The organism is Bacteroides intestinalis (assembly GCF_003464595.1).
Taxonomy (GTDB): domain Bacteria; phylum Bacteroidota; class Bacteroidia; order Bacteroidales; family Bacteroidaceae; genus Bacteroides; species Bacteroides intestinalis_A.
On record NZ_QRZF01000025.1, the window covers coordinates 1 to 14828 of the forward strand.

12 protein-coding genes are annotated in these 14828 nt (G+C 41.7%); 11 read left to right on the forward strand and 1 reads right to left on the reverse strand.

The window, feature by feature from the left end; genetic code table 11:
• The 4 genes from DWW10_RS22810 to DWW10_RS22825 all read left to right on the forward strand — a co-directional run.
• The coding region (locus tag DWW10_RS22810) for an NAD-dependent epimerase/dehydratase family protein (RefSeq protein WP_118487372.1) at positions 1-858 on the forward strand (858 nt) is incomplete at its 5' end.
• 37 nt (positions 859-895) lie between these two features.
• Positions 896-1855, forward strand: coding sequence for an MraY family glycosyltransferase (locus DWW10_RS22815; protein WP_118422369.1), 960 nt, complete (start codon positions 896-898; stop codon positions 1853-1855).
• Positions 1856-1927: 72 nt separating this feature from the next.
• Positions 1928-2158, forward strand: a complete 231-nt coding sequence (locus tag DWW10_RS22820) for a hypothetical protein (RefSeq protein ID WP_118422368.1) — start codon at positions 1928-1930, stop codon at positions 2156-2158.
• Positions 2149-2478 (forward strand): type II toxin-antitoxin system RelE/ParE family toxin, encoded by a 330-nt coding sequence (locus DWW10_RS22825; protein WP_118422367.1) that lies wholly within the window; start codon positions 2149-2151, stop codon positions 2476-2478. The genes DWW10_RS22820 and DWW10_RS22825 overlap by 10 nt, the downstream gene beginning before the upstream one ends.
• Before the next feature lie 65 nt (positions 2479-2543).
• Here DWW10_RS22825 and DWW10_RS22830 read toward each other — a convergent pair whose 3' ends face one another.
• A complete protein-coding gene (locus DWW10_RS22830) occupies positions 2544-4004 on the reverse strand; it encodes an aminoacyl-histidine dipeptidase (RefSeq protein WP_118422366.1) in 1461 nt (486 codons plus the stop codon).
• Positions 4005-4231: 227 nt separating this feature from the next.
• On the opposite strand from DWW10_RS22830, the gene DWW10_RS22835 reads away from it, so the two are divergent.
• The 7 genes from DWW10_RS22835 to DWW10_RS22865 all read left to right on the forward strand — a co-directional run bounded on the left by DWW10_RS22835 (position 4232) and on the right by DWW10_RS22865 (position 14826).
• The gene (locus tag DWW10_RS22835) at positions 4232-4465 is read left to right on the forward strand and encodes a hypothetical protein (RefSeq protein WP_007214686.1); all 234 of its coding nucleotides are present in this window, start codon (positions 4232-4234) and stop codon (positions 4463-4465) included.
• 29 nt (positions 4466-4494) lie between these two features.
• Positions 4495-5103 carry an OmpH/Skp family outer membrane protein gene (locus DWW10_RS22840; RefSeq protein ID WP_118222595.1) on the forward strand — a complete coding sequence of 203 codons (609 nt, stop codon included), beginning with the start codon at positions 4495-4497 and terminating at the stop codon, positions 5101-5103.
• 208 nt (positions 5104-5311) lie between these two features.
• The gene (locus DWW10_RS22845) at positions 5312-6709 is read left to right on the forward strand and encodes a polysaccharide lyase 6 family protein (RefSeq protein WP_118422365.1); all 1398 of its coding nucleotides are present in this window, start codon (positions 5312-5314) and stop codon (positions 6707-6709) included.
• Positions 6710-6712: 3 nt separating this feature from the next.
• On the forward strand, positions 6713-9556 hold the full coding sequence (locus tag DWW10_RS22850) for an endopygalactorunase (protein ID WP_118422364.1): 2844 nt from the start codon (positions 6713-6715) through the stop codon (positions 9554-9556).
• A 2-nt stretch (positions 9557-9558) separates the two neighbouring features.
• Complete coding sequence (locus DWW10_RS22855; RefSeq protein ID WP_118422363.1) at positions 9559-11133, forward strand: DUF362 domain-containing protein; 1575 nt, start codon at positions 9559-9561, stop codon at positions 11131-11133.
• A 118-nt stretch (positions 11134-11251) separates the two neighbouring features.
• Entirely contained in the window at positions 11252-13432 is a 2181-nt protein-coding gene (locus tag DWW10_RS22860; protein ID WP_118422372.1) for a DUF362 domain-containing protein, read from the forward strand.
• A gap of 20 nt (positions 13433-13452) precedes the next feature.
• Entirely contained in the window at positions 13453-14826 is a 1374-nt protein-coding gene (locus tag DWW10_RS22865) for a glycoside hydrolase family 28 protein (protein ID WP_118422362.1), read from the forward strand.
• The last annotated feature ends 2 nt before the right edge of the window (positions 14827-14828 follow it).

Below are 14828 nucleotides of genomic sequence, written 5' to 3' on the forward strand. Positions count from 1 at the left end.
AAGACTTTTGCTTGGGAAGATATTGAATCAACTTCTTTTCCAATGCAGCGTTTGCCACAATTTGATGCCATCATCCATCTGGCCGGTAAAGCACATGATACAAAGAATCAGTCTGTTGCACAGGCATATTTTGATATCAATACAGGACTGACTCAGAAGATCTTTGATTTCTTTCTGGAATCTACAGCTAGGAAGTTCATATTCTTTAGTTCAGTGAAGGCTGCTGCCGATAGTGTAGTAGGGGATGTGTTGAGGGAAGATGTGATACCTACTCCAATAGGACCTTATGGAGAGAGTAAGATAGCGGCAGAGAATTATATTCTCGATAAATTAAAAAATAAAAATGAAAAATTAAAACTGCATGACGATAGGAAGCAGGTATATATATTGAGACCCTGCATGATTCATGGACCGGGCAATAAAGGAAACCTGAATCTGCTTTATAATGTGGTAAAGAAAGGTATTCCCTGGCCTTTGGGAGATTTTGAAAATAAGCGTTCGTTCACTTCGATTGATAACTTATGTTATGTGGTGGAAGGGTTGCTGACGAAGAATGTAGCGAGTGGTATTTATCATATGGGTGATGACGAAGCTCTATCTACAAATGAATTGATTGCTCTCATGTGTGAGGCTATGGGTAAAGTACCTCATATCTGGAAGATGAACCGGAAGATGATGGAAGGTTGTGCAGGCTTAGGAACTTTACTTCATCTGCCGCTGAATACTGAACGTTTGCGGAAACTGACAGAGAATTATGTGGTGAGTAATGAGAAGATTAAAGCAGCACTTGGCATTGAACAAATGCCTGTTCGTGCTGCTAATGGGATTATGAAAACGATAAAATCGTTTTCAAATTAAGAATTAATAATTAAAAATTAAAGGGGCAAGTACGGTTATGTATTACCTGATTATATTGGTTCTGCTATTTCTGGCAGAACTTTTTTATTTTAGGATAGCTGATAAGTGCAATATCATTGATAAGCCTAATGAGAGAAGTTCTCATACCCGGATTACTTTGCGTGGTGGTGGAATCATCTTCTATTTTGGAGCATTAGCTTATTTCTTGACTAACCATTGGGAATATCCTTGGTTCATATTAGCTTTAACCTTGATAACGTTTATCAGTTTTGTGGATGATATTCGTTCTATTTCCCAAGGCTTAAGATTGATGTTGCATTTTACTGCTATGGTTTTGATGTTTTATCAATGGGGATTGTTTACTCTTCCCTGGTGGTGGATTATCGTAGCGTTAATTGTTTGTACGGGCATCATTAACGCTTATAATTTCATGGATGGTATCAATGGCATTACAGGTGGTTATTCGCTGGTTATCCTTGGTGCACTGGCTTATATCAATGCTGAAATAACGCAGTTTGTAGAACCTGCTCTAATCTATACGGTTCTCTGTTCTGTTTTGGTCTTTTGTTTCTTCAACTTTCGTAAGAAGGCGAAATGTTTTGCTGGTGATGTAGGTTCTGTAAGTATTGCTTTTATACTTCTTTTCCTGATAGGAAAGTTAATTCTCAAGACTGAGGATTTCAGCTGGATTATCCTTCTGGCTGTTTATGGTGTTGATAGTGTTTTGACTATCGTTCACCGACTAATGCTTCATGAAAACATTGGTTTACCTCATCGGAAACACATGTATCAGCTTATGGCGAATGAATTGAAAATACCTCATGTGGCGGTGTCACTGGTTTATATGTTGATGCAAGCTTTGGTCATATTGGGCTATTTCTGTTTTGTGGGATATGGTTATTGGTATTTGTTGGGGATAATTGTATTATTGAGTAGTATTTATGTGCTATTTATGAGAAAGTATTTTCATTTTCATGTGCAACAAGGAAAAAAGTGAAATTATAAAAAGTACTTTTTCTTTTGACTATTTCCATATTAGTGGTACCTTTGTGTTTATAAAAAAAGAAAAATGGATAAACCTAAATATTACCCCGAAAAGGAAGAACAGTCGCAAAAGGTGAGTGAACCGATGGCCGTTTATAATTCTACAGTTCGTAGTGCAGAAGAGTATTTGGAAATGATTCCAGAAGCAACTATGCGAATACTAATAGATTCGGCTATAGATGACTATAAAATGGGTCGTTGTACTCCTCATTCTCAAATGGATATTTGGGTAAAAGAAAGAATGGGATGGAAATAATTTGGTCTCGTTCTGCGAAAGAAACTTTAGCTACTGTATTGGATTATATTGAAGAGTATTTTGATTCTACAGTTGCTATGAAAGTTTATAATAAAATAAACAATCATGTTGATTTGTTAGTATCTTTCCCAAGAATAGGAGTTCGTGATCCTCGTTTCTCTATAGATGAAATGGAGGTTCGTTATTTGGTTAATACTCCTAATATTATTTATTATGCGATTATTCAAGATGTTATTGTAATTATTTCTGTTTTCGATGCACGTCGTTCCCCAGATACAATTAGTACAATGATTATCGATTTTATAAAGCAATATAGATGAATAGAATAAAGGAATTCTTAAATAAACTCCCGGCAGATAACCAACATTCTGCCGGGAGTTTTTTGTTACTTCTTTACGGGAACATTAGCCAGAATATCCAGCAAGTGTTTCCAGAATTTATCTACTGTAGGAATCAGCATCCGTTCATCGGGAGAATGTACGCCTTGCAAAGTCGGACCAAAGGATATCATATCCAGTGAAGGATACTTATCGAGGAACAGACCGCATTCCAATCCGGCATGGATGGCTTTTACCTTAGCATCTACACTGAATAAACGTTTGTAAGATTCGACTGCAATTTCCAGTATTTCGGAGTGAGGATTGGGCTTCCAACCCGGATAGCCGTCACCAAAACTAACTTTGGCTCCACCCATATCGAATACGGTACGTACCATATTGGCGATGTCTTGTTTGGAAGAGGCAGTAGAACTGCGCTGGCTGGTTTCGATACGAATCACATTACCCGGCTTCATCTTGACAGATGCAAGATTGGTGGAAGTTTCCACCAGTCCGGGGATGTCCTGACTCATGGCATAAACTCCGTGGGGACAAGCATAGAGGCTTTGCAGCAAACGTTTGGTGGTATCTTTATCAATAGCTTTCGCACAAGCATTTTCCGATTCTAAAACGAGTTGCAACGTCGGATCGACTACAGCATACTCTGCCTGTACTTCGGCTGCAAATATATTCAGATCGGCACGCAGATCGTGTTTATTGTCTTCCGGTATAGCGATAATGGCGTGTGCTTCGCGAGCGATGGCATTGCGCAGATTACCACCATCGATTTCGCACAGGTACATATCATACTTCTGGAAAGTCTGGCTCAGGAAGCGGTTCAGTATCTTATTGGCATTGCCAAGTCCCATGTGGATATCTCCACCGGAATGCCCGCCTTTTAAACCTTTCACTTGTACCTTGCAACAGAAATATCCGGCAGGTACATCCACCTCTTTATATGTAAACTCTGCAACGGAGTCTACTCCTCCTGCACAGCCGATAAAGAGTTCACCTTCATCTTCCGAGTCGAGGTTCAGCAAAATATCTCCGTTCATGAAACCTTCTTTCAGGGCAAAAGCACCGGTCAATCCGGTTTCTTCGTCCACTGTAAACAGGCATTCCAGAGGTCCGTGCTGAATACTGTCATCGGCGAGGATAGCCAGTTCAGTGGCTACGCCGATACCGTTGTCGGCTCCCAGCGTTGTACCTTTGGCTTTCATCCATTCACCTTCAATTACAGTCTCTATCGGGTCGGTGAGGAAATCATGCTGCACATCGTTGTTCTTTTCGCACACCATGTCGATGTGAGATTGCAGTACAACGGTTTTCCGATTCTCCATGCCCGGTGTAGCGGGCTTTTTGATGAGGACGTTGCCGGCTTCATCGACCAGCGTTTCCAACTTATGTTTCTCACCGAATGCTTTCAGATAAGCAATCATTTTCTCTTCCTTCTTTGAAGGACGCGGCACTTGGCAGATTTCATCGAAATAATGAAAAACACCTGCCGGTTTCAGTTCATTCTTTTCCATATTAATTCCTTTATGAATGTTCGTATTTAACCTCTTATTGCTAAATATGGTTAAAACAATTGGCTATTTTATAACCGCTTCTCTTTTTTTATGGTAAAAAAAGCGGGTTAGTCCATACAAAGCCCTATATTTGCACCCACAAAAATAGAGCAAATTGAGTGCAAAAGAAAATTTTATTTTCATTTTGCTGAAATGCGGTCTGTTTTCGTATTACAAAAATAGTAGAAATGCTCGATACAGTATTGATAAGTTTGTTAATAGTTGCTATTTGCATTGCATTATTAGGTGTAAAAGTCTTTTTTGTGAAAGGCGGAAAGTTCCCTAACGGGCACGTCAGCGGTAATAAAGCAATGCGGGAGAGAGGTATTGGGTGTGCCCAATCGCAAGACAGGGAAGCACAGAAGAAGCCGCGTTTTTCTATTGATGAACTGGAAAAAGCCTTAAATGATAGTATGAATTAATAATTTTAAAACTATATTTTTTACAAGTTATGAAGAGATTGAACTACCTCGTAAACGGTTTGGCTGCCCTTGCACTTATCGTTTTATTTTCTCAGTGTACAGGTAAAGCTGAAAATCAAACGGCAACTACGTCAGGCCAAGCTTCAGGTGAACTTACTGGAATGAAGATTGCTTATGTTGAAATAGACACGCTTCTGGCACAATATAATTTCTGCATCGACCTGAATGAAGGTATGGTAAAGAAGAGTGAAAATGTTCGTTTGACGCTGAACCAGAAAGCTCGTGAATTGGATAAGCAGAAACAGGATTTCCAGACGAAGTATCAGAATAATGCATACCTTTCTCAGGATAGAGCACAGCAGGAATACAACCGCATTGCCAAGCTGGAACAGGATTTGCAGACTTTGAGCAACAAACTGCAGTCAGAGTTGATGAGCGAAAACGAAAAGAATAGCCTGCAATTGCGCGATTCTATCAATGCTTTCCTGAAAGAGTATAATAAAACAAAAGGATACAGCATGATTATCAGTAATACAGGTTTCGACAATCTGTTGTACGCTGACAGCATCTATAACATTACGAAAGAAATCGTAGAAGGATTGAACGCAAGATATTCTTCTCCGGCTCCTAAGAAATAAAAAAAACGATTTAGAATAGGGTCGTCCCCTTACGTTGTAATCACAATGTAAGGGGACGATTTTTTATATCTGCACTTCAGATTTATAAAAACGTACCATTCTTTTGAAGTATCTTCTCAAACTACTTCCAGAGGGAAGTTACCTATTTCTGTTCATGTTTTAATCATCTATATTTGCTCTGTGATTTTTAAACTCTAATTGGAAAAACATGATGAAAAAACTTTGTGTTCTTTTGCTCTTAACGGTGTCGCTCTTTGCCAGTGCCAAGGAGTATACATTCTCACCGGGAGATGTGCAGGCAATGAAGCAGTTGCTGGGTAGTGGAAACTTGCAGCCGGGGGATGCCGTCGTACTGAAAAACGGAACGTATCATAATCTGGAAGAAATACATTTTACTGGCAAGGGTGTTTCTGGTAAACCGATTGTCTGGCGGGCTGAGAATCCCGGAAAGGCTGTTATTTCCGGTAAGTTAAGGCTGAAGATATATGGAGAGTATTTGCAACTGGAAGACTTGCTTTTTTATAAGGCATGGGCCATAGGGCATGATATGATTGATTTTCAAGGGGAAAAAGGTGTGTATGCTTCTTATTGCCGGATGACTCGTTGTGTGATTGATGAGTGCAACGATCCTCAGAAAGGTGAACGACCGAATGAAGGAGATGAATATTGGGTTGGATTACGGGGAACCAATAACCGGATAGACCATTGTTACTTTGCTAATAAAAGAGTAGGTGGACTGGTGTTGCAGGTGTGGCTGAGTGCTGATAACCACTTGAATAATCATTTGATAGATCATAATTTCTTTGGAGAACGTCAGCCTTACGGTGGCAATGGAGCAGAAATTATTCGTATCGGGCATTCCTGGTCTTCTCAATTGGAGTCACGTACGATTGTCGAGGATAATGTCTTTTTCAGATGTAGCGGAGAAAATGAGATTATTTCTGTGAAATCCTGTCATAATGTATTGCGCAGGAACTTGTTTTATGAATCTGCCGGTGGATTGGTTTGTCGTCATGGACATTATAATGTGATAGAGTCGAATACATTTATAGGACATAATCTGCGTGGAACCGCCGGTATTCGTATTATTAACCAGGGACATACGGTTTATGATAATTATATTAAAGATGTAAGGTCATTCGGATTGCTGGTACGTGTAGGAGTCTACGAACGCCCTACGGCAGAAACGGATGTGAAACAAGAACCGTTAACTTCATACCATCGGGTAGAGAATGTGGATATCGCTTATAATACCTTTCTGAATAGTTCATTGGAGTTGGGATCAGGCCGTGGAGAAAAGATGCCCCGCAATGTTCGTTTTGCCCATAATCTCTTTGCAGGACAAACTCCTGATTTGAAAATAGTAAGGGCGGATGAAGTACTTCCCGGTTTCTTGTTTCTGGATAATGAGTGGGCATTTTCTGATAAAAATTCACTTTCGAGTGTCCCTTATGAACAGGTGAGAGAAGGTTTTAAGCCGGTTGATATGCCTGACGGTTTGAACCAAGAGGAAAAAGCACGGATAGATGCCTGTATCTTTACTGCCGGTCCGACATGGTATAAGGCGTTGAAAGAGAATGTTAACCATATCGATACGAATCGCTGATTTATGAGAAATACACTATTGGATATGAGGTCTATATTATCAAAAACTTTTCTTTTGTCTCTGTTGCTGGGAGTGGCAGGAGCAAGCATTCAGGCAGGGGAATTGTATCCCTGGCAACTGACTCGTGACTCTTTATTATTATTCGAAGGCTCTACTTATCGCTATACTGTAGATACTCCTGAGAATGAGGGATTAAGTTCTACCTTGCCGTCAGTTGAAGCTCTGAAAGAGCAATTGGTTCATTCCGGTTCGGGCGTTTATCGTCTTTTTACTTCTGCCGGACAGGAAAAAACAGAAGGTTTTCCGGCTCATGGAGATTATATGCAATCAACTTCTAAAAAGCGTTTGCTGGTAGGGGTACGTAAAGGGGCATTGCCGCCTGTGATAAAGTTGGACCGTACTGCATTCACGATAAAGACTGCGGGAAGTCTGACACTTGATTTTTATGCCGGACAACGTAGCCCGATGACTACTGTTACTATCCGTGTACCGGAAGGGGTTGATGTAACATTGGACAATACAACGGTAAATGTAATAGGTCGTGGAGAAGTGATTCTTCGTGATTTGCCCAAACAATCTATCGGAAGAACCGGAACCAACTATTCTTATAAAAAGGTTGGAGATGTGGAAATTCGTAAAGATGGGAAGAAAGGTACCCTGTTAATCTTTAAAGATTTGGATTTCCGTCCCTCTAACGGCCCTGATATCCGTCTTTGTTTCCGCGGAGTAGTAATACCGGAAAAAGGTAATTATGCATTTGAGGCTGATTATATAACCTCTCAACCGGAAGTTCTGCATAGTCCGGTTGCTACTGCAACTTTTGAAGGAGTGACGACTGTCTCCGATTTTACCCGTACTCCCTTGCAGGCATTTACATATAAAAAGAATTGGGATTTATCTTTCACTTCTTTCTACTGGACAGCTCCTCGTAATGCGGAGTCTGTGACTTTGTTATTGTCTGAGGATAAGGGAAGAACCTGGAAACCTGTAAGAACAACGATATTGCCGGACGATGATTTCGCTGCTGCCGGTCGGCTGAATCCTAATCAACTGTATGCTTTTAAACTGCTTGTAAAAGGAGGTGATAATCAGGGAGAATCAAATATTGCCTGGTTCTATTCCGGTTTGCAGGATATTAAGACGGCAGGAGTAAAAGGAGATGGAATAGCAGACGATACGGAAACCATAAACCAAGCTATTAAAGAGATGAGTAAGTTGGGTGGGGGTATTCTGCGATTTACGGCAGGTACCTATAATGTACGGACAGTTCATCTATTAAGCAATGTCTGGCTACATCTGGATGCAGATGCTACCATTCAGGGGCTTCCGGGTGGTGATGCGCCGGAAACAACTTGGTTTAGTGACCGGGCTTACCGTTCGGGACTTTCTCCTACCGATCCTCGCCCTTATGCTGATCCGGAGAACTATCTGACGAAGCAGGATGTGGGACATACATTTTTCCGTAATGCAATGTTCTTTGGAGAACGCATTGATAATGTGAAAATTGTGGGTACGGGCCGTATCACGGGCAATGGTAATCTGGTTACTTCTGATAAAGTAATGAATAATGCTCCCGAGAAGCGCTGTGACAAAATGTTTTCTTTGAAACTTTGTACCAATATTGAGATTGGAGGCTGGAACATAGATAAAGATATGTGGTATGATCCGCAAAAGGATGAACCTTACTATATAGATGCGGATGGGCAGAAGAATTATGACGTCAGCAATATGCTGCATATAGATCAGGGAGGTCATTTTGTTTTGCTGGCTACAGGTACCGATGGCATCCATGTGCACGATACTTACTTTGCCAAACATAATACCCGGAATGCTCGTGATATCTACGACTTTATGGCATGCAATGACGTAACGGTGACGAACATTTACTCGCGTGTCAGTTCGGATGACATTGTTAAACCGGGTTCGGATTGTTCATTAGGTTTTACCCGTCCGGCACGTAACTATATGGTACGCAATATAGTTGGAGATACCAATTGTAACCTGTTCCAGATAGGTTCGGAAACAGCGGATGATATTCAGGATTTATATGTGGATAATATTTATGTACTGGGTGCTAATAAAGCAGGTTTCTCCATATCTACCAATGATGGTGGACATATAAAAAATGTCTATCTGAATAGTGGAAAGACAGGGCCGATACACTCCCGTTCGGTGATGCATCGTACACGTGCTCCGTTCTTCATATCTATATCCAATAGAGGTCGTGTGTTGGGTGCCGATGTAGCTCCGTTTACTTTCACGGAGAATGGAAGCATACGTAAGGAATTGCTGGTAACTAACTCTGATATCGGGCAGGTGGAGAATATTGTGATTTGTGGTGTAGACATTGATGAGGTTTATGGTGGAAGTTCTTTCCGGGGAGATCGCTGGAAAGCATACGATGGCTCTCAAAGTACGGCAACTCCCATCATTGCAGGTTTTAAACTACCGGATACGGAGGTGGTAGAAGGTGGATTGACATTTCGTTTGCCGAATGGCCAGCATACAGGGTATATTAAGAATGTACAGTTCCATGATGTGAATTTGCTTGTGAAAGGTGGTCATCCGGCGGAAGATGCAGAAGCGTATCCGCCTGAAATCGGGGTAGGACGTTATAATGTAGGTGATTTGAAAATACAGCCTTCTTTTGGTTTCTGGGCGCGTCATGTGAAAGACTTTCTGTTAGATAACTGCAGTATTAGTGCTGAGCAGAAAGATGGGCGCTATGCAGTAGTACTAGACGATGTGATCGGTGCCGAGATTAAAAATCTGAAAGTGAAGGAAGGCATTACGGATAAAGAAAACGTAAGAGCACTTCGCAGTAAAGATATTGATATACGAAAATAAAGATGAAGCGTATCTATTTATATTTTAAAGAAAAGATCGAGAAAGAGGAATTTTCCTCCAGGGGGATGCGAATCTTCCTCTTCTGGGGACTCGGTCTTTTTTCTACTATCTGGTTTCTGGTACGGGTTGTTCCGAAGCCTTCCCGTGCCAGTTATCCATGTATGCAGACAGCGGCGCCGCTGATGTCTGCATTTGTTCTGTACTTGCTCTCGTTCACGGGAGTTTGGGTGAGTCTGCGTAAGTTGCGCAAAGCATTCCGTAACCGGAAAGTTGTGGTAGGAGTCATTGCTTTTGCAGGTCTTTGTTTCTTCGGTACTTTGATGTTGGTAGAAAATAGCACTGACTTGCTGGCACAGGCTTTTCTTCCGGCGAGAGAACCGCGTATGGCATGGGGAAAGAATAATCCGGTAGGGGAGGCGAAAGGTATTTATCCGGGTCGGGTAGTATGGACTCATGCACCGGGTGCCGCTACATGGGAGAAGGGCAAGGGCTTTTGGTTCGAAGATCGCTGGAATAATCAGGTAGATGCCGACTGGCTTCTAAACCAGTCCCTCTTGTCTTTGACCGGAGAGGGGAAAGGAAAGGCAGCCTGGAAATCCCTTTTTATTTATTTTAATCAACAGCATGGTAGAGGAAAACGTGGATATAAGAAAGGAGAAAGGATTGCTATCAAGATTAATCAGAATAATACTTTCTCCCATGAAGATTGTGAACAGTTGAATGCTTCTCCGCATCTGACGCTTGCCTTGCTTCGTAGTTTGGTGAATGACGGCGGAGTACCTCAGGAGCAAATCACAGTATTTGATGCCAGCCGTTTTATTACGAAAGCTCTTTATGATAAATGTCATGCCGAATTTCCCGGTGTTGTGTATCTGGATAATGAAGGAGGAAACGGGCGTACCCAATCGACTTATACGGCAGATGCCATTCCATATTCAGCTGATAATGGTCGTTTGGCGAGAGGATTGGCAAACTGTGCACTTGAGGCTGATTACCTGATAAATATGGCATTACTGAAAGGACATGGCGGTCAGGGGGTAACACTCTGTGCGAAAAACTGGTATGGAGTAACGGATATTAACCGGGACTTCCGTAAAAATCAGCATAACAATTTCAATCAGGACCGTGGTGGGAAACCGCGCTATATGACCTTTACCGATTATATCGCACATAAGGATCTGGGACAAAAGACAATGCTCTTTCTGATAGATGGCCTGTACGGTTCGGAAAAGGTGAATGGGGAGCCTTCAGGTAAATGGAAGATGTCACCGTTTAATGGAAATTGGCCTTGCTCATTGCTGGCTTCTCAAGATCCGGTAGCTATCGATGCAGTGGGCATTGACTTTCTAAGTTCAGAGTTTCCGCGTATGGCCGATGTGGATTATTGCGATATGTATCTGGTGGAAGCTGCTCTGGCAGACCGCCCGTTGTCCACTACTTTTTATGATCCGGAAAGAGATGGCACAGGAGTTGGCAGTCTCGGAGTCTTGGAACATTGGAACAATCCGGAAGAAAAGAAATATAGCCGTAATATGGGGAAAGACATTGGAATAGAGTTAGTCTATTTACAGAAATAAGATACTGTCTGCTTGGTTGAGACGATTTTTCAAGTATTTGATGGAATACTGATAATCGTCTCTTTTTTATCTGCCTATTTTTGTAACCATGAAAGATAATCCTTATATATCTAATGAAATGAATACAAAAATAAAAAAATGGTTCTTTAAGACTTGTCCGAAGAGTGGACGGATTGTTGGAATCAACAAAAAAAATGTTGTTTTGAAGATTTGCTTTCCTCTGTTCGGGTTAGCAGCTCTAATCTGGTTTTTGATACGTGTTGTACCCAAACCTTCCAGAATAGAATATCCCTGTCAGCAAATCGCTGCTCCTATCGCTTTTTCTTTTGTAGCTTTTATCAGTAGCACATTGGTTGGATTTGGTACGTGGAAACGTTTCAAACTTTTGTGGCATTCCCGTAGGTTCTATATGGGGTTGTCCGTATTGGCAGTCGGTATATTACTGTCGGGTACTTTATATATAATGTCAGTGGATAATTCTCTGATGGGGCAGGTCATTCGTAAGCAGATAGATAATGGTACTGATATGGGACGTTTTGTGCCTATTGATGCTCCCAACACTCCGATGGGAGTAGCCAAAGGAATTCATCCGGGGCGGGTGGCATGGGCACATGATCCGAAAGCTGCTGCCTGGGATGGAAAAAGAGGACTTTATTCGGATCCGGATAATAATAGTCAGACACGTGTCGATGATATGATGGAGGGAGTGATTATTGCACTGACTCGCCAGAATACGATTGATAAGGCATGGGATGAATTGTTCAGAACCTTTAATTATAAGAAAGGTAAGGGAGCGGTAAAGTATAAGAAAGGTGAGAAGATTGCTATCAAAATCAATCTGAATGACAATGGTGGAACTAATATCATTGATACTACTCCACAGTCGGTGTATTCTTTGTTGCATCAATTGGTGGATATCATGAAGGTTCCTCAGAGCTGTATTACGGTATATGATGCACAGCGTCGGGGCATTTCGGCTGTTTACGATTATGTACAGCCGGTTTATCCAAATGTCAATTATCAGAATTGGGGAGGATTTGTTCCCGATGTAATTCGTTATTCCAGTGAGATTACCGATGCAGGTGCCAGAAGTTTGGCACGTGCGGCTTACGAAGCCGACTATATGATTAACATGGCATTGATGAAAAGACACTCTGAACCGACCGATAAATGGCGGGACAGTGCCGGACAGACAGCTATAACTGCTACGGGTAAGAATCAGTTCGGTTCCATAGGCAATGTGCCGCCCTTGCATCTTTCTATTCGTGACTGGTCTTCTTTCCGTGGTATGGGCACTTATAATAGCATTGTCGATCTGATGGCTCACGAGCGTATAGGTGGAAATACCTTGGTGTATCTGGTGGATGCTATGTACGTAAATCCCAAGCATAATGGGAAAGCGGTACGTTTCCGGCTTCCTCCGTTCAATAATGGCTGGACTTCCAGTTTTCTGGCTTCCAATGATCAGGTTGCTATCGAATCAGTGGTACTTGATTTCATTTATTCGGAACTTCCTTTATGTGCCAATGCCGACAATTTTCTTCATGAGGCGGCAAACATAGGGAATCCTCCTTCGGGGATAGCTTATATCGGAAAAGAACAAGGTAGCTTGGGAGTGCATGAGCATTGGAATAATCCGACACACCGAATGTACAGCCGTAATCTGGGTACAGGTAAAGGAATCGAATTATACAGAGTTCCGTTGAATGAAAAACGTCCGGCAATAGAATACTTCTACGCAGATGAAAATGCTTTGCATTATAAAACATCCCATGCAGAGGAAGTGCGATTGAATGGTAAACGTTTGGAAGATGCAGAAGGCATCATTCCTTTATCTATCTCTAAAACGACTGATTTTAATCTGGAGACTTTGGCAAATGGAAAAGTAACATCTTCACAACGTGTAGTGGTACGTCGCTTGGAAAATATAGAGATATGTCAAGCTAAAGATATGGAAAGACAGGGATCTGCATCCCTAAATGAGGATGGTTCGGTAGAATTCAAAGGTGAAAAAGGCAGTTCTGAAGGAAGTGTGAGTTGGAAAGTAAACATTCCACATAAAGGTGAATATTATTTGGTAGTATCTTATGCGGGTGGCAATCCGGTTCCTTCTTACTTATATATTAATGGAGAGAAAATTAGTGAGAATATCGGTTATTTGGCTACATTTGGTGAGAAACGTGGAGAGTTTGTGTTTCCTGTAGCGTTGGCAAAAGGTACCAATGAGTTGCGTTTAGAACACCCCGGGCGGCGAAGTAATAGGATATATACAGTGAATATTGCAAAGGAAATTAAATAGTTAACTTACATATACTAACCATGAAAACGAAAAATAATTTATTACTGTTGTTACTGTTGCTTGTACTGCCATTTACGTTGCAGGCTGAAACATTTAATGTAAAGAAGTACGGTGCGCGGGGAAATGGCAAAAAGATGGACTCACCTGCCATTCAGAAAGCAATTGATGCTTGTCATAAAGCAGGTGGTGGAACGGTGCTTGTGCCTGCCGGAACCTATTTGTCGGCTACTATCGTGCTAAAAGATAATGTGACTTTGCATTTGGAGAAAGATGCCCTTATTCTGGGTACTACCGATTATAAAGCTTATGATAACCTTGATCCTTTTACGGAAGGCCTGGGCATTGATGTCGGTTGGGCATTGTTGGTAGCAGTAGATGCTAAAAATGTGACATTGGAGGGTGAAGGTGCTATCGATGGGCAAGGTTCGGCTTTGAAAGAACGGCATATAAAAGTAGATACCCGACCGGAAGGACAGCGTTGGGGATTACGTCCTTTCCTGCTTCGCTGGGTGCGTTGTGAAGGTGTACGCGTGGAAGGAGTTACTTTAAAATATGCAGGTGCCTGGACTTCCCATTATTTCCAATGCCGCAATGTGAATATCCATAATGTGACGATACGTAGCTTTGGAGTAGCTCACAACGATGGAATTAATATTGATGGTTGCCAACATGTACGCATTAGTAATTGTGATATTGTCAGTGGTGACGATGCTCTATGCTTCAAGACTACTGCCAGTAAAATGGGATGTGATGACATCATTGTTACGGACATGAAGTTGAAAAGTAATCAGGCAGGTATCAAGATGGGAACAGAATCTATGGCAGGATTTGAGAACATCAAGATCAGCAATTGTCATATTTACGACACCAAGAATGGAGGTATTAAGTTATTCTCCGTAGATGGAGCCCATTTACGTAATGTGGAAATCTCTGATATCACAATGGATGAAGTACGTACGCCGATGCTGTTTCGTTTGGGTGCCCGTCTGAGTGTATTCCGTAAACAGGAAGATACCCAGCAACCTATCGGTGTTTTTGAAAATGTGATAATCCGTAATGTAAAAGCGGTGGCTGCCGATAAGGCTCAACTGACGCCTCCTTCCGGTATTCTGATTACGGGTATTCCGGGACATTACATCACAAACCTGACTTTGGAAAATATTCATATTCGTTTATTGGGTACAGGAACTCCTGAGGATGCCTTGTCTCAGGTACCTGAAGCTATCGATAAATACCCGGAGGTAAAGACTTTCGGTCCTAAGATTCCGGCATATGGAGTATGGGCACGCCACGTGAAAGGGTTGAAACTGAAGAATGTTACGTTTGAGTTGAAGAACCCCGATGCTCGCCCGGAGATTATTTGTGAAGATGGGGATATACAAATATATAAATGATA

What these genes read in the sequence shown, in the direction of transcription:
- DWW10_RS22850 (WP_118422364.1), top strand. Translation starts at nt 6,713, where the DNA reads ATGAGAAATACACTATTGGATATGAGGTCTATATTATCAAAAACTTTT.
- DWW10_RS22820 (WP_118422368.1), top strand. Translation starts at nt 1,928, where the DNA reads ATGGATAAACCTAAATATTACCCCGAAAAGGAAGAACAGTCGCAAAAG.
- DWW10_RS22860 (WP_118422372.1), top strand. Translation starts at nt 11,252, where the DNA reads ATGAATACAAAAATAAAAAAATGGTTCTTTAAGACTTGTCCGAAGAGT.
- DWW10_RS22845 (WP_118422365.1), top strand. Translation starts at nt 5,312, where the DNA reads ATGATGAAAAAACTTTGTGTTCTTTTGCTCTTAACGGTGTCGCTCTTT.
- DWW10_RS22815 (WP_118422369.1), top strand. Translation starts at nt 896, where the DNA reads ATGTATTACCTGATTATATTGGTTCTGCTATTTCTGGCAGAACTTTTT.
- DWW10_RS22865 (WP_118422362.1), top strand. Translation starts at nt 13,453, where the DNA reads ATGAAAACGAAAAATAATTTATTACTGTTGTTACTGTTGCTTGTACTG.
- DWW10_RS22830 (WP_118422366.1), bottom strand. Translation starts at nt 4,004, where the DNA reads ATGGAAAAGAATGAACTGAAACCGGCAGGTGTTTTTCATTATTTCGAT.
- DWW10_RS22840 (WP_118222595.1), top strand. Translation starts at nt 4,495, where the DNA reads ATGAAGAGATTGAACTACCTCGTAAACGGTTTGGCTGCCCTTGCACTT.
- DWW10_RS22835 (WP_007214686.1), top strand. Translation starts at nt 4,232, where the DNA reads ATGCTCGATACAGTATTGATAAGTTTGTTAATAGTTGCTATTTGCATT.
- DWW10_RS22825 (WP_118422367.1), top strand. Translation starts at nt 2,149, where the DNA reads ATGGAAATAATTTGGTCTCGTTCTGCGAAAGAAACTTTAGCTACTGTA.
- DWW10_RS22855 (WP_118422363.1), top strand. Translation starts at nt 9,559, where the DNA reads ATGAAGCGTATCTATTTATATTTTAAAGAAAAGATCGAGAAAGAGGAA.